Source organism: Kocuria sp. LHG3120 (genome assembly GCF_049897445.1).
GTDB lineage: Bacteria > Actinomycetota > Actinomycetes > Actinomycetales > Micrococcaceae > Kocuria > Kocuria rosea.
On the sequence record NZ_JAFCWG010000002.1, the window covers coordinates 279,451 to 302,864 of the forward strand.

At 75.1% G+C, this 23,414-nt stretch carries 21 protein-coding genes, 1 tRNA gene and 1 pseudogene; 17 read left to right on the top strand and 6 right to left on the bottom strand.

Annotated elements, in window-relative coordinates; all coding sequences use genetic code 11:
* Positions 1 to 116 precede the first annotated feature (116 nt).
* Positions 117 to 575, top strand: a complete 459-nt coding sequence (locus tag ACP7CD_RS05255) for a DUF2243 domain-containing protein (protein WP_109222736.1) — start codon at positions 117 to 119, stop codon at positions 573 to 575.
* Positions 572 to 1,357 (top strand): cytochrome c oxidase assembly protein, encoded by a 786-nt coding sequence (locus ACP7CD_RS05260; protein WP_109222735.1) that lies wholly within the window; start codon positions 572 to 574, stop codon positions 1,355 to 1,357. The genes ACP7CD_RS05255 and ACP7CD_RS05260 overlap by 4 nt, the downstream gene beginning before the upstream one ends.
* A gap of 7 nt (positions 1,358 to 1,364) precedes the next feature.
* Here the strand turns inward: ACP7CD_RS05260 and ACP7CD_RS05265 are convergent, their stop codons facing one another.
* Both ACP7CD_RS05265 and ACP7CD_RS05270 read right to left on the bottom strand, forming a co-directional pair.
* Positions 1,365 to 1,637, bottom strand: a complete 273-nt coding sequence (locus ACP7CD_RS05265) for a hypothetical protein (protein ID WP_368828078.1) — start codon at positions 1,635 to 1,637, stop codon at positions 1,365 to 1,367.
* On the bottom strand, positions 1,634 to 2,005 hold the full coding sequence (locus ACP7CD_RS05270) for a hypothetical protein (RefSeq protein ID WP_035923943.1): 372 nt from the start codon (positions 2,003 to 2,005) through the stop codon (positions 1,634 to 1,636). Before ACP7CD_RS05270 ends, ACP7CD_RS05265 begins: the two co-directional genes overlap by 4 nt.
* 177 nt (positions 2,006 to 2,182) lie before the next feature.
* Here ACP7CD_RS05270 and ACP7CD_RS05275 point away from each other — a divergent pair, with 177 nt between their 5' ends.
* The 10 genes and pseudogenes from ACP7CD_RS05275 (at position 2,183) to ACP7CD_RS05320 (ending at position 13,875) form a co-directional block, all read left to right on the top strand.
* On the top strand, positions 2,183 to 3,166 hold the full coding sequence (locus ACP7CD_RS05275; protein ID WP_081994119.1) for a polysaccharide pyruvyl transferase family protein: 984 nt from the start codon (positions 2,183 to 2,185) through the stop codon (positions 3,164 to 3,166).
* A 49-nt stretch (positions 3,167 to 3,215) separates the two neighbouring features.
* Complete coding sequence (locus ACP7CD_RS05280; RefSeq protein WP_035923942.1) at positions 3,216 to 4,853, top strand: carbamoyltransferase family protein; 1,638 nt, start codon at positions 3,216 to 3,218, stop codon at positions 4,851 to 4,853.
* The gene (locus tag ACP7CD_RS05285; RefSeq protein WP_426119290.1) at positions 4,850 to 6,493 is read left to right on the top strand and encodes an HAD-IIIA family hydrolase; all 1,644 of its coding nucleotides are present in this window, start codon (positions 4,850 to 4,852) and stop codon (positions 6,491 to 6,493) included. The genes ACP7CD_RS05280 and ACP7CD_RS05285 overlap by 4 nt, the downstream gene beginning before the upstream one ends.
* Positions 6,494 to 6,495: 2 nt before the next feature.
* Positions 6,496 to 7,599, top strand: a complete 1,104-nt coding sequence (locus ACP7CD_RS05290; protein ID WP_017834322.1) for a glycosyltransferase family 9 protein — start codon at positions 6,496 to 6,498, stop codon at positions 7,597 to 7,599.
* Positions 7,587 to 8,546, top strand: a complete 960-nt coding sequence (locus ACP7CD_RS05295) for a glycosyltransferase (protein ID WP_109268967.1) — start codon at positions 7,587 to 7,589, stop codon at positions 8,544 to 8,546. Before ACP7CD_RS05290 ends, ACP7CD_RS05295 begins: the two co-directional genes overlap by 13 nt.
* Positions 8,543 to 9,721 (top strand): annotated as a pseudogene (locus ACP7CD_RS05300) (glycosyltransferase); the annotation flags it as partial. The gene ACP7CD_RS05295 and the pseudogene ACP7CD_RS05300, both read left to right, overlap by 4 nt.
* 141 nt (positions 9,722 to 9,862) lie before the next feature.
* Positions 9,863 to 10,402, top strand: coding sequence for a D-sedoheptulose-7-phosphate isomerase (locus ACP7CD_RS05305; RefSeq protein ID WP_410200000.1), 540 nt, complete (start codon positions 9,863 to 9,865; stop codon positions 10,400 to 10,402).
* Positions 10,399 to 11,811: a PfkB family carbohydrate kinase gene (locus ACP7CD_RS05310; protein WP_095651644.1), complete on the top strand. Its 1,413-nt coding sequence runs from the start codon at positions 10,399 to 10,401 to the stop codon at positions 11,809 to 11,811. Before ACP7CD_RS05305 ends, ACP7CD_RS05310 begins: the two co-directional genes overlap by 4 nt.
* The gene (locus ACP7CD_RS05315) at positions 11,801 to 12,796 is read left to right on the top strand and encodes a glycosyltransferase family 9 protein (protein ID WP_232035305.1); all 996 of its coding nucleotides are present in this window, start codon (positions 11,801 to 11,803) and stop codon (positions 12,794 to 12,796) included. Before ACP7CD_RS05310 ends, ACP7CD_RS05315 begins: the two co-directional genes overlap by 11 nt.
* Positions 12,797 to 12,864: 68 nt before the next feature.
* Positions 12,865 to 13,875 (top strand): NAD-dependent epimerase/dehydratase family protein, encoded by a 1,011-nt coding sequence (locus ACP7CD_RS05320; RefSeq protein ID WP_017834317.1) that lies wholly within the window; start codon positions 12,865 to 12,867, stop codon positions 13,873 to 13,875.
* Positions 13,876 to 13,947: 72 nt separating this feature from the next.
* On the opposite strand, the gene ACP7CD_RS05325 is transcribed toward ACP7CD_RS05320, so the two are convergent.
* Together ACP7CD_RS05325 and ACP7CD_RS05330 are read right to left on the bottom strand one after the other, a co-directional pair.
* The gene (locus ACP7CD_RS05325) at positions 13,948 to 14,880 is read right to left on the bottom strand and encodes a glycosyltransferase family 2 protein (protein ID WP_017834316.1); all 933 of its coding nucleotides are present in this window, start codon (positions 14,878 to 14,880) and stop codon (positions 13,948 to 13,950) included.
* Positions 14,877 to 15,767: a glycosyltransferase family 2 protein gene (locus tag ACP7CD_RS05330; RefSeq protein WP_017834315.1), complete on the bottom strand. Its 891-nt coding sequence runs from the start codon at positions 15,765 to 15,767 to the stop codon at positions 14,877 to 14,879. Before ACP7CD_RS05330 ends, ACP7CD_RS05325 begins: the two co-directional genes overlap by 4 nt.
* Positions 15,768 to 16,001: 234 nt before the next feature.
* Here ACP7CD_RS05330 and ACP7CD_RS05335 point away from each other — a divergent pair, with 234 nt between their 5' ends.
* The 3 genes from ACP7CD_RS05335 to ACP7CD_RS05345 are packed head-to-tail and all read left to right on the top strand — an operon-like array spanning position 16,002 to position 19,407.
* Complete coding sequence (locus tag ACP7CD_RS05335; protein WP_017834314.1) at positions 16,002 to 17,636, top strand: circularly permuted type 2 ATP-grasp protein; 1,635 nt, start codon at positions 16,002 to 16,004, stop codon at positions 17,634 to 17,636.
* Positions 17,630 to 18,556, top strand: coding sequence for an alpha-E domain-containing protein (locus ACP7CD_RS05340; RefSeq protein ID WP_017834313.1), 927 nt, complete (start codon positions 17,630 to 17,632; stop codon positions 18,554 to 18,556). Before ACP7CD_RS05335 ends, ACP7CD_RS05340 begins: the two co-directional genes overlap by 7 nt.
* Entirely contained in the window at positions 18,553 to 19,407 is an 855-nt protein-coding gene (locus ACP7CD_RS05345; RefSeq protein ID WP_017834312.1) for a transglutaminase family protein, read from the top strand. Before ACP7CD_RS05340 ends, ACP7CD_RS05345 begins: the two co-directional genes overlap by 4 nt.
* A gap of 59 nt (positions 19,408 to 19,466) precedes the next feature.
* On the opposite strand, the gene glgC is transcribed toward ACP7CD_RS05345, so the two are convergent.
* Positions 19,467 to 20,711 carry a glucose-1-phosphate adenylyltransferase gene (gene glgC, locus ACP7CD_RS05350; RefSeq protein ID WP_017834311.1) on the bottom strand — a complete coding sequence of 415 codons (1,245 nt, stop codon included), beginning with the start codon at positions 20,709 to 20,711 and terminating at the stop codon, positions 19,467 to 19,469.
* Between the two features lie 212 nt (positions 20,712 to 20,923).
* On the opposite strand from glgC, the gene glgA reads away from it, so the two are divergent.
* A complete protein-coding gene (gene glgA / locus ACP7CD_RS05355; protein ID WP_031283439.1) occupies positions 20,924 to 22,117 on the top strand; it encodes a glycogen synthase in 1,194 nt (397 codons plus the stop codon).
* A 446-nt stretch (positions 22,118 to 22,563) separates the two neighbouring features.
* A tRNA-Leu gene (locus ACP7CD_RS05360) sits at positions 22,564 to 22,649 on the top strand.
* 242 nt (positions 22,650 to 22,891) lie between these two features.
* Here the strand turns inward: ACP7CD_RS05360 and ACP7CD_RS05365 are convergent.
* Positions 22,892 to 23,368, bottom strand: a complete 477-nt coding sequence (locus ACP7CD_RS05365) for a VOC family protein (protein WP_426119297.1) — start codon at positions 23,366 to 23,368, stop codon at positions 22,892 to 22,894.
* Positions 23,369 to 23,414 lie beyond the last annotated feature (46 nt).

Below are 23,414 nucleotides of genomic sequence, written 5' to 3' on the forward strand. Positions count from 1 at the left end.
GGTCCGCCCGCCGGGCCCTGCCGTGCCGGGCCGCGGACAATCCGGGTCTGGACGGCCGGGCCCCGGGCGGCCGTAGGCTGGGTCGCAACCCCGCCCGCCCGCACCAGGAGGACACCATGGCCGACCAGGACCGCCGGACGGTGATCGCCGGCGCGCTGCTGGGGGCGGGCATCGCCGCCTCCGTGGTGGACCTCGCCGTCTTCCACCTGTTCCTGCACTGGCACCACTTCTACGACCTCTCCACCACCGGTGTCGCCCTCGCCTCGGACGGGCTCTTCCACGCCTTCGGCTGGTTCGTCACCGTGGGCTCCCTCTTCCTGCTGGCCGACATCCGCCGCCGCGGCGCCATGTCCTGGGGCCGCTGGACCGGGGGGCTGCTCGCGGGCCTCGGCGCGTTCCAGCTCGTCGACGGCGTGGTCCTGCACAAGGTGCTCAGGATCCACCAGATCCGCTACGACGTGGACCTGCTGGTCTACGACGCCACCTGGATCGGCACGGCCGTGCTCGCGCTCGCCGCGGGACTCCTGCTCCTGCGCCGGACCCGACCGCACCGGACCGACCGCCCGCGCCGATGACGCACGACCACGGGACCACCGGCTGGGCGCTCTTCGACGCGACCGTGCTCGCCCTGCTCGTCCTGGCCGCCGCCGGCTGGGCCGCGGGGCTGTGGGCGGCACGGCACCGCGACCCGTGGCCGGCGCACCGCACGGTGCTGTGGTTCGCGGGACTGCTGTGCGCCGGCACGGCGCTGGTCGGGCCCCTGGCCGGGGCCGCCCGCGCCGGCTTCACCGCCCACATGGCGGGACACCTGCTGCTGGGGATGGCCGCCCCGCTGCTGCTGGTGCTCGCCGCCCCCGTGACCCTGGCGCTGCGCGCGCTGCCCGTGGCCCGGGCCCGCGCCCTGTCCCGTCTCCTGCGCACGCCGCCCGTCCGGGCGGTGACCCGTCCGGTGGTGGCCGGGACGCTCAACGCGGGCGGCCTGTGGGTGCTCTACACCACCGGGCTGTACGGCACGATGCACGCCTCCGTGGCCGTGCACGCGGCGGTGCACCTCCACGTCCTCCTCGCGGGCTGCGTCTTCACCGCCGCCGTGGTCGGGGTGGACCCGGACCCGCACCGGGGCTCCTTCCGCGTGCGGGCGGCGGTGCTGGTCGGCTTCGTGGCGGTCCACTCGGCGCTCGCCAAGCACCTGTACGGGCACCCACCGGACGGGGTCGGGGCGTCGGACGCCCGCACGGGGGCGCAGCTCATGTACTACGGCGGGGACGTGGTGGACGTGGCCCTGATCGTCGTGCTCTTCGCCCAGTGGTACGCCGCCGGGCGGCCCCGCGTCCGGGCGGCCCGGTCCGCCGCCTGAGAAGCGCTCACGCCCCGGGGGCCGCGTCCCGGCGGGCCTCGAACTCCGCCACGAGCTCCTCGTGGCGGTCCTGGGTGACGGGGTGGGGGCCGTCGGTGTTGAGCAGGTACTCGTGCTCGAGCTGGCAGACCACCCGGCTGTGCAGGACCTGCAGCTCCACGAGGGGGAGCGCGGAGAGCTCCGCGGGGAAGTCGCAGTCCGGGCTCAGGCACGTGCCGCAGTCCCGGGTGCCCCCGGCGCCGGTGCCGGCCGGTGACGTGGCGACGTCGACGCCGCTCACGCCGCCACCCCGCCCGGCTCGGCGCCGTTCCAGCGCGCGGGTGCCGGCGCGGGCGCACCGGCCGTGGGGCGGGCCGCCTCGGCGAGGCCGAACGGCGCGGGCCGGGTGAGCACCCGGACGGCGCCACCGGACTCCGGGAGGGGGTCGTGGTCGAGGGACCACCGCAGCAGGTCCAGACCGCCCGGGTCCACGTGCTGGGCGCCCGTGAGGTCCACGACGACGGCCGCACCGGGCACCAGGGTGCGGGCGCGGGCCACGAGGGGGGTGAGGACGCGGTGGTTGCGCTCGGTGAGATCGCCGGTGACCACCAGGTGCACGCACCGGGTGTCCAGCTCGATCTGCACGACGACGGACAGGGAGTGGTCCATGGAGGGGTCCTTCCACGACAGGACGTCACGGCCGGCTGCTCGACCCGTGCCATCGAGCCTAGACGCCCGTGACGTGGGTCACCAGTTGCTGTGCCGACTCGTTACCGTAGGTGACAGTGCCCACAGTCCGCCCGCGGGGTGGCTCCCGGCCCCGGTCCGGCCGGTAGCGTCGACGCCATGCGCACACTCGTGGTCGGTTGGTCCAGCGTCCTGCACGGCGAGGCGACGGCTGGTGACGTCCTCGCCATGGACGCCGTCGCCGACGCCCTCGGCACGGCGGGCGTCCCGCACGACGTCGCCTGGAGCGCGGTCATGTGCCCGCCCGGCGGGCTGCGGCTGGACGACGTCGAGCCCGTGCGCTACACCCACCTGCTGTTCGTGTGCGGGCCCGCGACGGGACGGTCGATCGCCGAGCTGCACGAGCAGTTCGCGCACTGCCGCCGGATCGCGGTCGGGGTCAGCGTGCTGGACCCCGAGGACCCGGTGACCGCCGGGTTCCACCGCGTGATCGCGCGCGACCGCCCCGGTGCCGGTGCCCGCCGGGACCTCGCCGCGCGGGCCGTGCCCCAGCTCGTGCCCGTCCTGGGCGTCTACCTCACCGGCGGGCAGCACGAGTACGGTCCCCGCCGCCGGCACGACGCCGTCCGGTCCGGGCTGGAGCAGTGGCTGGGCCGGCTCGACGCCGCCCGGCTGCCACTGGACACCCGCCTGGACCCGCGGGACTGGCGGCTGCCCGCCACCGCGGCCCAGACCGGGTCGGTCATCGCCCGCCTCGACACCGTGGTGAGCATGCGCATGCACGGCCTGGTCCTGGCGCTGCGGGCCGGGGTTCCCGTGCTCGCCGTCGACCCCGTCGCGGGCGGCGGGAAGGTCACGGCCCAGGCGCGGGCCTGGGACTGGCCGGCCGTGGTCGGCGCGGACGAGCTCGACCCCGGCCGGCTCGACGAGCAGCTGCGCTGGTGCCTGTCCCCGGCCGGGCGTGCGGCGGCCGAGGAGAGGGCGGCGATGGTCCCGAGCGGCTTCGAGCAGCTCGACGAGCTCGTCGGGGACCTCCTCGGGGACCTGTCCGGCGAGCCGGGCCGCGACGCCGACGGCGAGTTCGACCGGGAGCTCGGCCCGGAGCTGCTCGAGGCGGCGGAGACCCGGCCCCACCGGGGCTGACACGGCCCCTAGATCAGCCGCCTGATCATTCTGTGCCATACTCCGAACCATGAACTACCTGGGCATCAACGCGATTTTTCATGACCCCGCGGCGGCTCTCGTCGTGGACGGCAGAGTGGTGGCGGCGGCGGAGGAGGAGCGCTTCTCCCGCCGCAAGCACGGCAAGCGGCCCGTGCCGTTCTCGGCGTGGGAGCTGCCCGAGCAGGCCATGCGCTGGTGCCTCGCCGAGGCCGGGCTGACTCCCGCGGACCTGGACGCCGTCGGCTACTCCTTCGACCCCGCCATCGCCGCCGAGATGCCGGACGACCCGTACGACCCCGTGCGCGTGGACTACGCCCGGCGCGCCGCCGGGTTCCTCGCCGAGGCGCTGCCGGGCCTGGACCGCGACAAGGTCCGGTTCGTGGAGCACCACGTGGCCCACGCCGCCTCCGCCGGGCTCGCCGCCCCCACGCGCACGAGCAGCGTCCTGGTGGTCGACGGCCGCGGCGAGGCGCACTCGCACCTGGCCGGCCGCTACCGGGACGGGGAGCTGGAGATCCTGCACCGCCAGGCCCTGCCCGAGTCCCTCGGCCTGCTCTACGAGTCCCTCACCGACCACCTGGGCTTCCTGCGCTCGAGCGACGAGTTCAAGGTCATGGCGCTCGCCTCCTACGGAGAGCCCCGCTTCCTGCCCGAGCTGCGCGAGATCGTCCGTGCCACGGGCGACGGCGGCTTCCGTGCCCAGGCCCCCGACTGGACCCGCTTCGCGCCCCGCCGGATCGACGACGGCACCTGGGGCGGCGACCACGCCGATCTCGCCGCCTCGGTCCAGGCCGTGGTCGAGGAGGTCCTGGTGGACCTGGCCACCTGGCTGCACGAGCAGACCGGGGACACGGTGCTCACCATGGCCGGCGGCACAGCCCTGAACTGCGTGGCCAATTCCCGGATCTGGCGCGAGACGCCCTTCGAGGAGGTCTGGGTCCAGCCCGCCTCCGGGGACTCCGGGACCGCCCTCGGCGCCGCCCTGCACCTGGCCCAGGAGGCCGGGGACCTCGGCGCGCCCCAGCCCACCGCGGCCCTCGGGCGCAGCTGGTCCGGCGAGGAGCTGGCGCAGTGGCTGAGCACCGCGCAGGTGCCCTTCACCACCCCGGAGGACCTCGCTGGCGAGGTCGCCGACATCCTCGCCGGCAACGGCGTGATCGCCTGGTTCGAGGGCCGCAGCGAGTTCGGGCCCCGGGCGCTGGGCCGCCGGTCCCTCCTGGCGAACCCGATCCACCCCGACAACCTCGAACGGCTCAACGACGTCAAGGGCCGCGAGCAGTTCCGGCCGGTGGCGCCCATGGTCCTCGAGGAGCGCGCCGCGGAGATCTTCGGCGGCGGGCCGCTGCCCAGCCCCTTCATGCTCTTCGTGCACGACGTGGCCCCCGAGTGGCGCGAGCGGATCCCCACGGTCACCCACGTGGACGGCACCGCCCGGATCCAGACGGTCACCGACGAGGACAACGCCGGGATCGCCGCGCTGCTGCGGGCCTTCGACGAGCGCACGGGCGTGCCCGTCGTCGTCAACACCTCGCTCAACACCGCCGGCCGGCCCATGGTCGACGACCCGCGCGACGCCCTCGAGCTCTTCGGCTCCGCTCCGGTGGCCGCGCTTGTGCTCGGCCCGCACCTGGTCCGCCGCGCCGCCTTCTTCGAGGGGGCCGAGTGACGGCCGCGCCCACGACCTACGCCGTGGTCGTCCCCTCGATGGGACGGCCGAGCCTGCAGTGGCTGCTGGACACCCTCGCCGCCCAGGACGTCGACGCGGACCACCCGGGACCGCTCGAGGTCGTGGTGGTGGACGACCGGCCCGGCGACGTGGAGCCGCTGCGGCCCAGCGTGCCCGGCACCGTGGCCTGGACCGTGCGCACCGTCCGCGGCTACGGGCGGGGCCCGGCCGCCGCGCGCAACCGCGGCTGGCGGGTCGCCCGCCGCTCGGGGGCGCAGTGGGTCGCCTTCCTCGACGACGACGTGGAGCTGCCGGCCGGCTGGGCGCAGCGTCTGGCCGAGGACCTCGCCGCGTGCGGCCCGGAGGTCGGCGCGACCCAGGGCCGGATCGACGTCCCCCTCCCGGGCTCCCGCCGGCCCACCGACTGGGAGCGCAACACCGCGTCCCTGCAGGACGCGGACTGGGCGACCGCGGACATGGCCTACCGCACGGCCGCGCTCGAGGCCGTCTCCGGCTTCGACGAGCGCTTCCCCCGGGCCTACCGGGAGGACGCCGACCTCGCGCTGCGCGTGCGCCGGGCCGGGTGGCAGCTGGTGCGCGGGCAGCGCCGGATCACCCACCCCGTGCGTCCCGCCGACGACCTCGTGAGCCTGCGCGTGCAGGCCGGCAACGCCGACGACGCCCTGATGCGCCGGCTGCACGGGCCCGACTGGCGCCGTGCGGCCGAGGCTCCCCCCGGGGGCTTCCGCTGGCACGCCGCGACGGTCGCCGCCCTGGGCGCCACGGGCGCGGGCGCCGGCGCGGCGCTCACCGCCACCGCCCTGGGACACCGGCCCGCCCGGCGCTCCGCCCTGGCCGCGGCCGGCGCCGGCGCCGCGGCGTGGGGCTGGCTGACCGGCCGGTTCGTGCTGCTGCGCACGGTCCCGGGGCCACGTCCCGGCGACCCCGAGTTCCTGCCCGAGCTCAGCCGCATGGTCCGCACCAGCGTCACGATCCCCGTGGCCGCCGTGCGGCACAAGGCGCGTGGCTGGTGGCGGCACCGGGGGACCGGGCCCTGGCCCGTCCCGGTGCGCGCCGTGCTCTTCGACCGGGACGGCACCCTGGTCCACGACGTGCCCTACAACGGCGACCCGGACGCGGTCGAGCTGGTCCCCGGGGCCCGGGAGGCGGTCGACGCCGTGCGCGCGGCCGGGCTGCGGGTGGGCGTGGTGTCCAACCAGTCCGGCATCGGCCGCGGCCTGCTGACCCGCGAGCAGGTCGACGCCGTCAACGCCCGCGTGGCCGGGCTGCTCGGCCCCTTCGACACCTGGCAGCTGTGCCCGCACGCCCCCGAGCAGGACTGCACGTGCCGCAAGCCCCGGCCCGGCATGGTGCTGGCCGCGGCCGCGGAGCTGGGGGTGGACCCCTCCGAGTGCGTGCTCGTCGGCGACATCGGCGCGGACGTGGAGGCCGCCCAGGCCGCCGGCGCGCGCAGCGTCCTGGTCCCCACGCCGGTGACCCGCGAGGAGGAGGTAGCGGCCGCCCCGGTGGTCGCCCGGACCCTGCGCGAGGCCGTCGCCGCCGTCCTGGCCCCCGCGGCGGACGGGGGGACGGCCGCCCGGCCCGACGCCCGCCCGGTCTCGGCCGGGGCCCGGGGCTGATCGTGGGCCGCACCCTCGCCGTCCGCCTCGACTCGGACGGGGACGTCCTGCTGACCGGGCCCGCGGTGCGGGCCCTGGCCCGGCTGGGGAACCCGGTGGACCTGCTGGCCTCCCCGTCCGGTGCCGCGGCCGCCCGCCTGCTGCCGGACGTGGACGAGGTCCTCGAGTACTCGGCGCCGTGGTCGGGCTTCCGGCCCCCGCCCGTGGACCGGGAGACGACCGAGGACCTGGTGGACGCCCTCGCCGCCCGCGGCTACGACCTCGCCGTGGTGTTCACGTCCTTCCACCAGAGCCCCCTGCCCATGGCGCTGCTGGCCCGGCTCGCCGGGATCGACCGCGTGGTCGCCACGAGCGAGGACTACCCCGGGTCGCTGCTGGACGTCCGGCACCGCCGCGCGGACCCGCCCGGCGGGGGCCACGAGGTCGAGGCGGCGTGTGCGCTCGCCGTCGCGGCGGGCGCCCCCGAGCCCGCCGCCGCCGACCTGCGCCTGGCCGTGCGCCGCCCGCTCCCGCAGCTCCCGGCCGAGGTGTCGGCGCTGCCGGACGGGTTCGTGGCGCTGCACCCCGGCGCCTCGGTCCCGTCCCGCGGGCTCACCGCCGAGCACGCCGGGGCCCTCGCGGCAGGACTCGCCGCGGCCGGGCGCCCGGTCGTCCTCACCGGCGGGCCGGGGGAGCGGGAGCTCACCGCGGCTGCCCGCGCCGCGGCCCGGGAGGCCGCCCCGGACGGCACGGTGCTGGACCTCGCCGGCCGGACCGACCTGCCCGGCCTGGCCGCCGTGCTGGACGCCGCCGCGTGCGTCGTCGTCGGCAACACCGGACCCGCGCACCTGGCCGCGGCCGTGGGCACCCCGGTGGTCTCCCTCTTCTCCCCGGTCGTGCCGCCCGAGCGCTGGGCGCCCTGGGGCGTGCCCGTCGTGCTGCTCGGGGACCAGGGCGCGGACTGCCGCGGCTCCCGCGCCCGCGACTGCCCCGTGCCCGGCCACCCGTGCCTGTCCTCCGTGCCCCCGGCGGCCGTGCTCGCGGCCGTCGAGGAGCTCGTGCACGGCGCTCCCGGGGCCCTCGCCACTGTTCCCGAACCGGAAGGAGGACGCGGGTGCGCATCCTGACCTGGCACGTCCACGGATCGTGGACGACATCGTTCGTGCACGGTCCCCACACCTATCTGCTGCCCGTCGTCGCCGACCGCGGCCCCGACGGCCGCGGCCGGGCCGAGACCTGGGACTGGCCGGCGGCCGCCGTCGAGTGCACGCCCGAGGAGCTGGCCGGCACCGCGTTCGACGTCGTCCTGCTGCAGCGGCCCCACGAGCTGGAGCTGCTCGAGCGGTGGACCGGGCGCCGGGCGGGGAGCGACGTCCCGGCGGTCTACGTGGAGCACGACACCCCGCGCGGGCCCGCCGTGGCCACCCGCCACCCCCTGGCCGGGCGCTCCGACATCCCCGTGGTCCACGTGACGCACTTCAACCGGATGATGTGGGACAACGGGGACGCGCCCACCGAGGTCGTGGAGCACGGCGTCCTGGACCCCGGACCGCTCTACACGGGACGCACGGCCAGCCTGGCCGCCGTGGTCAACGAGCCCGTCCGGCGCGGGCGGATCGCGGGCACCGACCTGCTGACCGCGCTGGCCCGCGAGCTGCCCGTGGACGTGTACGGCATGGGGATGGACCAGCTCGCCGAGCAAGCGCCCCACATGGCCGGGCGGCTGCACGAGAACTATCCTCAGGAGAAGCTGCACGCGGCGCTCGGCGAGCACCGGGCCTACTACCACCCCTACCGGTGGACGAGCCTGGGCCTGGCGCTGCTGGAGGCGATGACCATCGGGATGCCGGTGCTCGGGCTCTCGACCACCGAGGCGCCCCGGGCGGTCCCGCCCGGGGCGGGGCTGCTCTCCAACGACCCGGAGGCCCTCGCCGCCCGCGCCCGGCACTGGCTGGACGATCCCGGTGCGGCGGCCGCCGCGGGCGCCGCCGCCCGCGAGCACGCCCTGGAACACTACGGCGCGGACCGCTTCCTCGCGGAGTGGGACCGCATCCTGGAGAAGGTGACAGCATGAGAATCGCAATGGTCTCCGAGCACGCCAGCCCGCTGGCCGCGCTCGGCGGGGTCGACGCCGGGGGGCAGAACGTCTACGTGGCCGCCCTCGCGGCGGGTCTCGCCCGGCTGGGCCACGACGTCGTCGTGTACACCCGCCGCGACGACGCCCGGCTGCCCGACGTGGTCGAGCTCGCCCCCGGGGCGCAGGTGGTCCACGTCCCGGCGGGCCCCCCGAGCCTCCTGCCCAAGGACGACCTCGCCCCGTACATGGACGAGTTCGGCCGCTGGCTCGCCCGCGACTGGGCCCACCGCGGGGTCCCCGACCTCGTGCACGCCCACTTCTGGATGTCCGGGATCGCGGCCCGCCGCGCCGCGGAGACGATGCAGATCCCGGTGGTGCAGACCTTCCACGCGCTCGGGGCCGTCAAGCGCCGCCACCAGGGCGCGGCCGACACCAGCCCCACCGGCCGGCTCGCGGCCGAGAACGAGCTCGTCGCCGCGGCGGACCTCGTCCTGGCCACCTGCCGGGACGAACAGGCCGAGCTCCTGGCCCTCGGCGGGGACCCCGCACGGATCGACGTGGTCCCGTGCGGCGTGGACCTCGACGCCTTCGTCCCCGTGCCGCCGCCCGCCGGCGACCGGCGGCCCCGGATCGTGGCGCTCGGCCGGCTCGTGGAGCGCAAGGGCGTGGACGTCGTCGTGCGCGCCCTCGCCGAGCTGCCGGACGCGGAGCTCGTCGTGGCCGGCGGCCCCGCCCGCGCCGAGCTGGACCGGGACCCCGAGGCCCTGCGGCTGCGGGCGCTGGCCCGGGAGCTCGGCGTGGCCGAGCGCGTGGAGCTGCTCGGCCGCGTGGACCACGACGACGCCGCCGCGCTGCTCGCCACCGCGGACGTCGTGGCCTGCACCCCCTGGTACGAGCCGTTCGGCATGGTCCCGCTCGAGGCGATGGCGTGCGCCCGCCCCGTGGTGGGCAGCGCCGTGGGCGGGCTGCTCGACAGCATCGAGGACGGCGTGACCGGCCTGCACGTGCCCCCGCGGGACGTCGCCGGGACCGCGGCCGCCCTGCGCACCCTGCTGGCGGACCCCGAGCTGGCCGCCCGCATGGGGCGCGCCGGGCGGGAGCGCGTGGAGCGGCTCTTCGGCTGGCGGCACGTGGCCCAGGAGACCGAGCGGTCCTACGCCCGCGTCGCCGCCCGGCACCGCCGGGAGCACCCGCCGCTGCTCCGGCAGACCGAGAACTGGCTCGGGGCCCACCTGGACGAGCTGTCGGTCGCCGCGGGCGAGGCCGCCCAGCACGCCGGCGTGGTGGACCGGTGGGGCGCCCGCCTGGCCGGGATGCTCACGCACGGCGGACGCGTGCTCGCCGTGGGCAACGGCGGCAGCGCCGCGGAGGCCCAGCACTTCACCGCCGAGCTCGTCGGCCGCTTCGTCGACGACCGGCGGCCGCTGTCCGCCGTGTGCCTGTCCGCGGAGACCTCGAGCCTGACCGCCATCGTCAACGACTACGGCGCGGAGGAGGTGTTCGCCCGCCAGGTCCAGGCGCACGGGCGGGCGGGCGACGTGCTCGTGGTGCTGTCCACCAGCGGCCGCAGCCCCAACGTCCTGGCGGCGGCCGACCGGGCGCGGGAGCACGGCCTGCACGTCTGGGCGCTCACCGGCCCCGGCCCCAATCCGCTGACCGAGCGGGCGGACGAGTCCCTGACCGTCGACGCGTCCAGCACCTCGGTGATCCAGGAGGTCCACCTCATGCTGCTCCACGCCGTGTGCGCCGCGGTCGACGCGCGCCTCGTCCCGCCTCCTGACGCCGGCCCGGCCGTGCGCGGGGCCTCCGGCGCCCGGGCCGACGGGGCGGCCGTCCGGGCGGGGGTCGCATGAGCCCCGTCCGCATCGTCGTGGTCGGCGATGCCCTCCTGGACCGGGACGTCGACGGCACGTCCACGCGCCTGAGCCCGGACGCCCCGGTGCCCGTGGTCGACGTCGGTGACGTCTTCGCGAGCCCCGGCGGCGCCGGCCTGGCGGCGCTGCTGTGCGCCCTGCCGCCCGCCGTGGGCCCCGTCCCGGTGGAGGTCACGGTGACCCTGCTGGCACCCGTGGCCGCCGACGCCGCCGGCCACGAGCTCGCCGCCGCCCTCGGGGAGGTGGCCCTCGAGCGCCTCGGCCACGAGGGCGGGACCCGCACCAAGACCCGCATCCGCAGCGCCGGCCAGACGCTGGTGCGCGTGGACGAGGGCGGGCCCGGCACCCCGGTGGGCGTCTCGGCCTCGCACGTCTCCGCGGTCCTCGCGGGCGCGGACGCCGTCCTGGTGTCCGACTACGGGGGAGGCGTCACCCGCGACCCCGCCGTGCGCGCCGCCCTCGCGGAGCACGCCCGGACGGGCACGGTCGTCTGGGACCCCCACCCGCGCGGCGGGGAGCCGGTCCCCGGCTGCGCCCTGGTCACCCCCAACGCGGCCGAGGCCGCCGCCGCCCTGGGTGCCCCCGCGTCGACCGGCGCCCGCGAGCTCGCGGGCACCCTGCGCGAGCGGTGGTCGGCCCGTGCCGTGGCGGTGACGGCCGGGGCCGAGGGCGCCCACCTCGCGACCGCCACGGGCACCGAGCTGGTGCCGGCCGCTCCCGTGCGCAACACCGATCCGTGCGGGGCAGGGGACCGCTTCGCCTCGACCGCGGCCCTGGCCCTCGGCGCGGGCACGGACGTGACCACGGCCGTGGAGTCCGCCGTCGAGGCGGCCGGGCAGTGGGTCGCCGCCGGCGGCGCCGCCACCTTCCGCACCCGCCGCGCCCAGGGCGACCAGGGCCGCGCGCGCCTGCACCCCGGTGCCGAGCGGCTGCCCCGGGAGGTCCAGGACCTGCTGGTGGACGTGCGCGCAGCGGGCGGCACGGTCGTGGCCACGGGCGGCTGCTTCGACGTCCTGCACGCCGGACACATCGCCTCCCTCGACGCCGCGCGCCGGCTCGGCGACGCGCTGGTGGTGCTGCTGAACTCCGACGACTCCGTGCGCCGGCTCAAGGGCCCGGGCCGGCCGGTGGTCGGCCAGGAGGACCGCGCCCGCGTGCTGGCCGCCCTGCGCAGCGTCGACGCGGTCGTCGTCTTCGACGAGGACGACCCCCGCGCGGCCCTGTCCGTCCTGCGCCCCGACGTGTGGGTGAAGGGCGGCGACTACACTCCCGAGCAGCTTCCCGAGGCCGTGGACGTGCGCGGCTGGGGCGGGGAGGTCACCGTCCTGCCCTACCTCTCCGGGCGCTCCACCACGGCGATCCTCCAGCGGGCCGGCCGTGAGGGCTGAGCCCCGCGGCCCCCGCACCGTGGACCCGGGCGAGGTCGGACCGGGCGACGTGCTGGTGCTGCGCGCCCTCGGCCTGGGCGACGGCCTGACCGGCGTGGCGCCCCTGCGCGGGGTCCGGCGCATGCTGCCCCGGCACCGGCTGGTGCTGGCCGCGCCCGAGGGCATCGGCACCTGGCTGGCCGAGCTGGGCGTGGTGGACGCGGTCCTGCCCACGTCCGGGCTCGGCCCGCTCCCGCCGCTGTCCGGCGGGCACGTGGCGGTCAACCTGCACGGGCGCGGTCCGCGCAGCCACGAGCTGCTGCTCGCCACCGGCCCGGAGCGGCTCGTCGCCTTCGCCGCCGCCGGGCACGCCGGCCCCGCGTGGCGGGCCGACGAGCACGAGGTGCACCGGTGGTGCCGGCTGGTGCGCACGGCGGGGGGACCCTGCGGCCCCGAGGACCTGCTGCTGCGCGAGCACGCTCCGGCGCCCGACGGTGCCCCCGTGGTGATCCATCCGGGGGCCGCCTCCGGCGCCCGCCGCTGGCCCGCGGCCCGCTGGCGGACCGTGGCGGAGGCCCTGGCCGCGGACGGCCACCGGATCGTGGTCACCGGCTCCGCCGCCGAGGCGGAGCTGGCCGCGACCGTCACCGGCGGGCTTTCCTCGGCGGAGAACCGGTGCGGCCGGCTCTCCCTGCCGGAGCTGGCCGCCACGGTGGGGGGCGCCGCCGCGGTGCTCAGCGGCGACACGGGCGTCGCCCACGTGGCCACCGCTCTGGCCGTGCGCTCCGTGGTCCTCTTCGGCCCGACGCCGCCGGCCCGGTGGGGCCCCGCGGTGGACCCCGGGCTGCACACCGTGCTGTGGCACGGTGACCCGGCGGCCGCGACGTGGGGCGATCCGCACGCGGACGCCCTGGACGCCCGCCTCGCCGCCGTGACGGCCGACGAGGTCCTCGCCGCCGCCCGCGCCCAGCTCGCCCAGGGCGCCGGGGTCCCGGCCCGGCCCTGAGGCCCGCCGCCCACCACCCGGCCCGTTCGCCGAGCCGTTCCCATCCGACCCGATCCGTCAGGAGCACCGTGAATCCCACAACGAACGCGACCACCGCCGCGAGCGCGACCCGTCCGATCCGCCGGGCCGTGGTGACCGGGGGGACCGGCTTCCTGGGCAGCCACCTGTGCACCGAGCTGCGCCGCCGGGAGGTCGAGGTGGTGTGCCTCGACAACTTCCTCACCGGCTCCGCGGCCAACATCGGCCACCTCGTGGGCGACCCCGGCTTCCGGCTCGTCCAGTGCGACGTCACAGACTACGTGCACGTGCCCGGGGACGTGGACCTCGTCCTGCACTTCGCGTCCCCGGCGTCCCCGATCGACTACCTGAAGCTGCCCATCCACACGCTCAAGGTCGGCTCGATCGGCACCCACCACGCCCTGGGCCTGGCCAAGGACAAGGGCGCCCGGTTCGTGCTGGCCTCCACCTCCGAGGTGTACGGCGATCCGCAGGTGCACCCGCAGGCCGAGAGCTACTGGGGCCACGTCAACCCGGTGGGCCCGCGGGGGGTCTACGACGAGGCCAAGCGCTTCGCGGAGGCCCTGACGGTCGCCTATCGCGCCGAGCACGGGGTGGACACGGCCATCGTGCGGATCTTCAACACCTTCGGGCCCCGGATGCGGCCCTTCGACGGCCGGGCGATCCCCACGTTCATCCGCCAGGCCCTGGCCGGTGAGCCCCTCACCGTGGCCGGGGACGGCACCCAGACGCGCTCCGTCTGCTACGTCTCCGACCTCGTCCGCGGCATCCTCGCCCTGGCCGACAGCGGGCACAGCGGGCCCATGAACATCGGCAACCCGCACGAGCTGTCCGTGCTGCAGATCGCCCACGACGTCATCGCCGCGACCGGCACGTCCTCGGGGGTCGAGTTCGTCGAGCGTCCCGTCGACGACCCCATGGTGCGCCGCCCGGACACCACGCTCGCGACCGAGGTCCTGGGCTGGGCCCCGGAGGTCCCGTGGCCGGTGGGGCTGGAGCGCACCGTCGAGTGGTTCCGGGAGGGCGCCGGCCTCCCGGAGACCGCCGTGCGGGCGCGCTGAGCGCGCGGGCCCGGCCGCGGCGGCCCGGCGGGGCGCTCCACCGGCCGCTCCGCCGTCCGGTCCGCCGGGCGCTCAGCTGACGTAGCGGCGCGCGGCGCTGGCGCGCTGCGACTCCTCCAGCGCCCGGAACCGCCGCTCGACGCGCTCGGGCAGGGGCCGCCGCTCGCGCAGCACCCACGGCGCACCGCGCAGGGCGTCGAGCAGGGCCAGCGCCGTGACCCGGTCCCGCGGGGCGGCGCCGACCACGTCCCGGGTCCGGCGCAGGGCCGCCCGCAGCGGGCGGCGCAGCCAGATGAACCACAGGGTGTTGCGCAGTCCGTGCCGGCGCCGCAGGTGCGGGTCCCGGACCGTGGAGGCCTGGTGGTGGACCACCACGTCGGGCAGGTGCACGAGCTCCCACCCCGCGGTCGCGAGGTCCGCCGCCAGGAGCTCCTCCTCGCCGCCGAGCCACAGCCGCTCGCTGAACCCGCCCACCTCGAGGAACGCGGCCCGGCGGACCACGGAGGCCCCCGCCAGGAAGCTGCCGAGGGCGGGGCCGGGCAGCCACGCGGGGCCCTCGACCGGTGAGTGCAGCAGCTCCGCGTTGATCGCGTCCTCCCGGGACCCGGGCTCCACGAGGATCCTGCCCGTGACCACGCCCAGCCGCGGGTGCGTCTCCAGCGCGTCGGCCGCCCGGCGCAGCGACCCGGGCTCCCACCAGGTGTCGTCGTCGCAGAAGGCCACGAACGGTGCGTCCACGCGCTCCAGCGCGACGTTGCGGCCCACGGCCCCGAGGTTGACGGGGCTCGCCACGAGCTCCGCCCAGGGGTGCCGCGCACGGATCGCGTCCGCGGTGCCGTCCCCGGAGCCGTTGTCGACGACCACCACGTGCGGCCGTTCCGGGAGCTCCCGCAGCCGGGCCAGGGCCAGCAGGGCCTCCTCCCGGCGGTTGTGGGTGATCATCACGACCGCCACGCGGGCGTCGGGGCCGGACGCGGGCGGGGGTGCGGGGGTGGTCTCGGTCATGGGCTCTCCTCCGGTGCGGCGGGGTCGGCGGGGGCGGGGCCGTGCAGCAGCGCGAGCGCGGCCTCCGTGGTCGGGGACACCCGGTGCCGGGCGCGCAGCGCCGCCGGGGTGCGGGGGAGGGCGCGGAGCAGACCGCGGCGCCCCGCGCGGCCGCCGCGCAGCGCCTTCCGCAGCTCGTGCGCCACGACATGCCAGGGCCGGCGCAGGAGCACGGTGAGCAGGTGGCTGCGGACGAGCGCGACCTGCCGGCGCTCGTCCGAGCCCCGGTGCGGCGAGGGGTGGTGGTGGGCGCGGATCTCCGGCACGTAGGACAGCCGCCAGCCGGCGTCGAACAGGTCGAGGGCGAGACGCTCCTCCTCGCCGGGGAAGCGCACGACGTCGTCGAAGCCGCCGGCCGCGAGGAACGCCGAGCGGCGCACGATCGCCCCGCACGCGACGAAGCCGAGCAGCGCCGGGCCGGGGGCCCCGGTGGGGATGCCCAGCGGGGACGCGGCGAGCACGGCGTTGAGGGGGTCCGGGCGCTCCTCGGGGCCCACGGCGATGGACCCGGCGATCAGGCCGAGCCGGGGATGGGCGTCGAACACGGCCGCGGCGCGGGCGAGCGCCCCGGGGGCCCACCACGAGTCGTCGTCGGCGAAGGCCACGTAGGGGGTGCGGGCGAGCCGGACGCCGACGGTCCGGGCCACGGCCCCGACGTTGCGTGGCAGCTCCAGCACCTGCACGTGCGGGTGGGCGGCGCGCACCGCCTCGGCGGAGCCGTCCGTGGAGGCGTTGTCCACGACGACGACGGGCCCCTCGTGCCGGCCCAGGTGCGCCACGAGCTCCTCCCGGCGGTTGCGGGTGGCCACGACCACCGTGACGCGGCACTGGGGGTCCGGGGCGTCCATCGTGTCCTTCCGTCGGGTCCGCCGCGCCGCGGCGGCGGTCGCGGTTGCGGTCGCGGGCCCGCCTCCCGGCGGACACGCCCTCCCATCGTAGGGGCACGTCCTCCGGCCCTCCGGCGCACGGCGCGTGACACAATCGGGAGGAGCCTCGGCCACCGGGTTACCGCTGCGAAATACGGCCCGTCCATACTGCACACACTGCCCGCCCCGACCCCGAAAGGCATGTGATCGCCCGACATGTCCGACCTGTTCGAGAACTACGCCGCCGACATGGCCGTGGCGGCGGCCTACGACGAGATGTACACGCCGGACCGGCAGGTCCGCCCCGGCTACGACCGCATCGGCGGTGTCCTCGACGACCTCTCGCTCAGCGACGTCAACACCCGCGCCGACTCCATGGCCCGCTCCTTCCTCGACCGGGGCGTGACCTTCGACTTCGCGGGTGAGGAGCGGCCCTTCCCGCTCGACATCGTGCCCCGGGTGATCACCGCCGGGGAGTGGGACGTCATCGAGCGCGGCGTGAAGCAGCGGGTCCGGGCACTGGAGTGCTTCCTCGACGACGTCTACGGGGAGCAGCGGGTCGTGGCCGACGGGATCGTGCCGAAGGCGCTGATCACCTCCTCCGCCCACTTCCACCGGAGCGTGTGGGGCTTCCGGCCCCCGGGCGGCGTCCGGATCCACGTGGCGGGCATCGACGTGGTCCGGGACCAGCAGGGCGTGTTCCGGGTCCTGGAGGACAACGTGCGCGTGCCCTCCGGGGTCTCCTACGTCATCGAGAACCGGCGGGCCATGACCAAGGGCCTCCCGGAGGCCTTCATGTCGCAGCCGATCCGCGCCGTGGAGGCCTATCCCCGGCACCTCTACAAGGCGCTGCGCGCCACGGCCCCGGAGGCCGCCGAGGACCCCGTGGTGGTGGTCCTCACCCCGGGCGTGTTCAACTCCGCCTACTTCGAGCACACCCTGCTGGCCGGGCTCATGGGGGTGGAGCTCGTGGAGGGCCGCGACCTCGTGGTCCGCGGCGACAAGGTCTACATGCGGACCACCGACGGCGAGCAGCGCGTGGACGTGATCTACAAGCGGATCGACGACGAGTTCGTCGACCCCCTGCACTTCCGCTCCGACTCCGCGCTCGGCTGCTCCGGACTCGTCAACGCGGCCCGCGCCGGGAACGTGACCATCGCCAACGCGATCGGCAACGGTGTGGCCGACGACAAGCTCACCTACTCCTACGTCCCCGACCTCATCCGGTACTACCTCGACGAGGAGCCGGTGCTGCCCAACGTGGACACCTACCGGCTGGAGGAGGACGAAGCCCGCGCCTGGGTGCTCGCGCACCTGGACGAGCTGGTCGTCAAGCCCGTGGACGGGTCCGGCGGCAAGGGCCTGGTCATCGGCCCCCAGGCCACCGCGGCGGAGCTCGAGGAGCTGCGGGCGAAGGTGCTGGCGGACCCGCGCGGGTGGATCGCCCAGCCGGTGCTGCAGCTGTCCACCGTGCCCACGTTCGCGGACGGGGAGTTCAGCCCCCGGCACGTGGACCTGCGGCCCTTCGCGGTCAACAGCGGCGAGGAGGTCTACGTGCTGCCCGGCGGGCTGACCCGGGTGGCCATGCAGAAGGGCTCACTGATCGTCAACTCCTCGCAGGGCGGCGGCTCGAAGGACACCTGGGTGCTCGGCCAGCCGCAGACCCAGGACCTCGACCCCGGCCAGGCCCCGCCCCCGGACGTCGACTCCTCGGTGCACACGTGGCCGGTCTCCGCGTCCTGGCAGGACGAGGGCGACAACGGCCAGCAGCAGCAGCAACAGCAACAGGCCGTGACCACCACCGCGGGCACCACCGCGACGACCCGCACCGGAGAGGGGCCCACATGCTGAGCCGCATTGCCGAGTCCCTGTTCTGGATCGGCCGCTACGTCGAGCGGGCCGACGGGGTGGCCCGGATCCTCGACGTCCACCTGGAGCGGATCACCCAGCTGCCCGTGGGCGAGCAGGAGGCCGAGGTGCGCCGGATCATGGCGGTGATGGGCGTGGAGCCCGGGGACGGCGACTACAGCGTCCGGTCGATGATCCACGAGCTCGCGTGGAACAAGGACTGCCTGACCTCCATCTCGGGCTCCCTGCACGCCGCCCGCGAGAACGCCCGCCGCGCCCGGGAGACCGTGTCCTCGGCCATGTGGGAGTCGCTCAACTCCACGTACTACGGCCTGGGCCAGCACCGCCGCGACGTCGTCGGCACCTTCCGCGTCTGCCACTGGACCATCGAGCGGATGGCCACCGTGCGCGGGCAGACCCAGATGACCATGTCCCACGACGAGTCCTGGATGTTCCTGTCCCTGGGCGCGGCGATCGAGCGGGCGGACATGACGTCCCGGCTGCTGTGGACCCGGTCCACGTCCACCTCCGGCATGTCGTGGGTGTCGATCCTGCACTGCGCCGGCGGGTACGAGGCCTTCCTGCGCACCCGCTACGGCACGTTCAGCGACGAGTCCGCGACCGAGTTCCTGCTCCTGGACCGGCTCTTCCCCCGCTCGATCCTGCACGCGCTGACCACGGCGGAGGAGATCCTCGTGGGCCTGGAGCCGGGTCTGCAGCGGGTCGGGTTCAAGGACGACGCCCGGCGGATCATCGGCGAGGCGCGCACGGCGCTGGAGTTCCACCACGCGGAGGACCTCATCGCGGTGCTGCCCGAGCACCTGAACAACGTCCAGGCCGCGTGCGCGAGGGCGTCGGAGGCCGTGAGCACCAAGTACTTCTCGCACGCCGTCGAGGCGTCCTGGTTCGGAGGCATGCTGTGACCCGGCTCAAGATCGACCACGTCACCCGCTACGACTACAACGACAACGTCTCGAAGTCCTACAACGAGGCCCGGATGACGCCCCTCTCGGACGACGAGCAGATCGTGCTCGAGGCGGAGCTGACGCTGAGCCCGGGGACCGCCACGGTCAGCAACTACCGGGACTACTGGGGCACCCGGGTCGCGGCCTTCGACATCCAGGGCCGGCACCGGCACCTGGAGGTCCGCTCCTCGGCCACGGTGGAGGTGCACCGGCGGCCCGGCGACGAGGTCGCCGACGGGCTGAGCTGGGAGGAGCTGGCGACCCCCGAGGTCCTCGACGCGGTCTCCGACCACGTGCCCCAGACCCCGCTCACCCGGCTCGGGCCCGAGTTGGAGAAGGTCGCCGAGGAGATCCGCAAGGAGGCGGCCGACCCGGCCGCGGCGGCCGCGGCGATCTTCCGGGGCATCGCCTCGCACATGCAGTACGTGCCGGGGGTCACCGGGGTGCACACGGACGCCGAGGCCGCCTGGCGGGAGGCCAAGGGCGTGTGCCAGGACCTCGCGCACGTGGCCATCGGCATGATGCGGCACATCGGGATCCCGGCCCGCTACGTCTCCGGGTACCTGCACCCGGACTACGAGGCGGGCATCGGTACGACCGTGCCGGGGGAGTCCCACGCGTGGGTGGAGTGGTGGAACGACCGCTGGTACGCCTACGACCCGACCAACCACACGCGGCTCACCGACTTCCACGTCACCGTGGCCCGGGGTCGCGACTACACCGACGTCACCCCGCTCAAGGGCATGGTCACCGGCGGCGGCGGCACCTCGGGGCTGCAGGTCCAGGTCGAGGTCACGCAGACCGCGTGACGACGGCGGGGCCGCCCACCTCCCCGAGGTGGGCGGCCCCGCCGTGACGGGTGGGACTCCTAGCTCTCGAAGCGGAAGTTCTTCGGGGCGACCGTCAGCCCGGAGGGCGTCACGGTCAGGCCGCGGGCCCGGTCCTGCTCCGCGTCCACGCCGACCTTCACGCCCGGGGGCACCACCACGTTCTTGTCGAGGATGCACCGCTCCACCACGGCACCCTCGCCGATCTGGACGTTGGGCAGCAGGATCGACTGGTTGACGGTGGCGTCGTTGTTGACCAGCACCTTCGGGGAGAGCACCGACTCGGTCACGCGCCCGCCGGTGACCAGGACGCCGCGCGAGAGGATCGAGTCCGTCGCGATGCCGCCCTCGCCCCTCGGGCCGCGCACGAGCTTCGCCGGCGGGGCCTGCATCTCGTTGGTGTAGAGCGGCCAGGCGTAGTTGTACAGGTTGAACACCGGCAGCGGGCGGATCAGGTCCATGTGGGAGTCGTAGTACGAGTCCAGGGTGCCGACGTCGCGCCAGTACTGCCGGTCCCGGTCCGTGGAGCCCGGGACGTCGTTGTTCGTGAAGTCGTAGACGGCGGCCTCGCCGCGGTCCGCGAACCACGGCATGATGTCCCCCCCCATGTCGTGGCTCGTGTCCTCCTTCGCCTCGTCGGCCCGCAGGGCCTCGACGAGCGCGTCGGTGTCGAAGACGTAGTTGCCCATCGAGGCGAAGAAGGCGTTGGGGTCGTCCGGCAGGGGGGCCGTGCTCTGGGGCTTCTCCACGAAGCGGGTGATCTTCGTGACGTCCTCGGGGTCCGTCTCGATCACGCCGAAGGACGTCACCATCTCCATCGGCTGGCGCACGCCCGCCACGGTGGCGCGGGCCCCGGACCGCACGTGGAAGTCCACCATGTCGGAGAAGTCCATCCGGTACACGTGGTCCGCGCCGACCACCACCACGATGTCCGGCTTCTCGTCGTCGATGAGGTTCATCGACTGGAAGATGGCGTTGGCGGAGCCCAGGAACCACTCCTTGCCGCGCCGCTGCTGGGCCGGCACGGTGACCACGTAGTTGCCCAGCTGGGCGGACAGGCGCCAGGTCTGGGTGACGTGCTGGTCCAGGGAGTGCGACTTGTACTGGGTGAGCACCACGACCTGGAGATAGCCGGAGTTCACGATGTTGGACAGCGCGAAGTCGATCAGCCGGTAGCCGCCCGCGAAGGGCACCGCGGGCTTGGCGCGGTCCTCGGTGAGCGGCATCAGGCGCTTGCCCTCGCCTCCGGCCAGGACGATCGCGAGAACCTTCTTACGGTGGGGCATGGGAACCTCTCTGTCTTCTTCGGCAATCGGGCGCAACATCTCCGCCTCGCGGTGCGGAACCACTCGACAGGCGCCTTCATTGTGTCTTAACAGCCGCGCAGGGGAGTGACCGCTCGCACAGGAGTCCTGATGTGTCTCCCGGAACGGCGCGCACGGATCCCGGCGCGCGATTCCCCGTGGCACCGTGCCGATCCTGCAGTACGCTCGGAACCGTGCGAGTAGATATCTTGTCCAAGGAGTTCCCGCCCGAGATCTACGGCGGCGCCGGAGTCCACGTGTCCGAGCTCTCGCGGGTCCTGGCCCCGCTCGTCGACCTGAGGGTGCGGTGCTTCGGTGCTCCGCGCGAGCCCCGGGTCAACGGCGTCGAGGTCCAGGCCTACCCCGTGCCCGCGGACCTGGCCGGCGCCAACGCCGCGATCCAGACGCTGGGGGTGGACCTCGCGATGATCGGCGACATCGCCGGCGCGGACCTGGTGCACTCCCACACCTGGTACGCCAACATGGGCGGGCACCTCGCGTCGCTGATGTACGGCATCCCCCACGTCCTCTCCGCGCACTCCCTCGAGCCCCTGCGCCCGTGGAAGGCCGAGCAGCTCGGCGGCGGGTACGCGGTCTCCTCCTTCGTGGAGAAGACCGCCTACGAGGCCGCCGCGGCGATCATCGCCGTCTCCGACGGGATGCGCCAGGACATCCTCCGGTCCTATCCGGACGTCGACCCCGACCGGGTCCGGACGGTGCACAACGGCATCGACGTGAGCCAGTGGGTGCGCGACGAGGGCACCGACGTGCTCGAGTCCTACGGCATCGATCCGGCCAAGCCCTCCGTGGCGTTCGTGGGCCGTGTCACCCGGCAGAAGGGCGTGCCGTTCCTGCTGCGCGCCGCGGCCCTGCTGCCCGAGGACGTGCAGCTCGTGCTGTGCGCCGGCGCCGCCGACACCCCGGAGCTCGGGGCCGAGGTCAACGCGCTCATCGACGAGCTGAGGGCCACCCGGTCCGGGGTGGTGCTCATCGAGAAGATGCTGCCGCGCCGCGAGATCGTCCAGATCCTCTCCGGCGCCACGGCCTTCGCCTGCCCGTCCGTGTACGAGCCGCTCGGGATCGTCAACCTCGAGGCCATGGCCTGCGGCACCGCCGTGGTCGCCTCGGCCACGGGCGGCATTCCCGAGGTCGTCGTCGACGGGGAGACGGGCCGGCTGGTCGCCATCGAGCAGGCCCAGGACGGCACCGGCACGCCGGTCGATCCCGAGAAGTTCGTGGCCGACTTCGCCGCCGCGCTGACCGAGGTGGTCTCCGACCCGGTGCGCGCCCGGGAGATGGGCGCCGCCGGCCGGCGCCGCGCCGAGGAGCACTTCGCGTGGGAGTCCATCGCCGAGCGGACCCTGGAGGTCTACCGCTCCGTCCTCTGAGTCGCCGCGGCACCGCACGCCCTCGGCGGGCGGTGCCGGCGCCGGACGGTGAGAGGCGGCGGCCACCGTGGTCCCGTGGGAGAACGGGGCGGCGGCGGCCGCCGCCGGCACAGGTGAGGGGGGTCCCCGGCCGTGTCGAGGGTCCCTGGCACCGGCGGGGACGGGGGGCTCCCCGGTGGCGCGAACGCAACCCTCGAACGAGCATCGCCCCAGGTCAGCTGGAGAATCCTGGAGATGCTCAGCCACCATTCAACCGCATGGCGGGGCGCGGTGGAAGCCGGAAGTGCACTTACTCAGGGGTTTTCATCAAAATTTTCGGCGCGGTCGCGCTGCTCCTCCGGACAGCGGCGCCGATGTGAACGGCGGCCGCGCATGTGGTACCTTATTTTCTGTTGCGTTCAGGAGGAACGGCCGGAAACGGCACCACGTTCGCCCTGGATCCACTCGCGCGGGTGGCGGAATAGGCAGACGCGCTAGCTTGAGGTGCTAGTCCTCGTATTAGAGGGTGGGGGTTCAAGTCCCCCCTCGCGCACAGTGCGATGTCTCAGGACATCGGAAACACCCCGGACCTGTGGTCCGGGGTGTTTTTGTGTGTCCGGGGTGTTTTTCTGTGTGCGGGGGGTCGGGTGAAGGTCCTCGAGCCGCTGACGGACACCGACCACGGCTCCCCCCAGTTCACGATCCGCGACGGCGGCGGCAACCTGTGGACCATGGGCACCTGCCGCGGCGCATGAGCAGATGCGCGCCGGCGGTTCGAGGCGTGCCCTCCGTGTTTCAGGAAACGCCGGCGGCGGCCTCCAGGTCGGCGATGACGAGCTTGCGCATCGACAACATCGCGGCCATCACCCGCTGCGCCCGGCCCGGATCGGGATCGGCCAGCAGCTCGACGAGCCTGCGGGGCACCATTTGCCAGGACAGCCCGTACTTGTCCTTGAGCCACCCGCACATGCTCTCCTGCCCGCCGTCGGCGGTGAGAGCTTCCCAGTACCGGTCCACCTCCGCCTGATCGGCGCAGTCGATCTGGAACGACACCGCTTCGCTGAAGCTGAACTCGGGCCCGCCATTGAGCGCGGTGAACGGATGACCGTCGAGCTCGAACTCCACGGTCAGCACCATCTCGGCCGGCCGCGGCCCGGCCTCGCCGTAGTAGGTGATGTCGGTGATCCGGGAGTTGGGGAACACCGTGAGATAGAAGTTCGCTGCGTCCTGGGCTTCGGTGTCGAACCACAGGCAGGGCGTGAGAGTAGTCATGGTGGGATTGTCTGCTTCCGCGCCCGGCCTGGGGAAGGTACAGGGA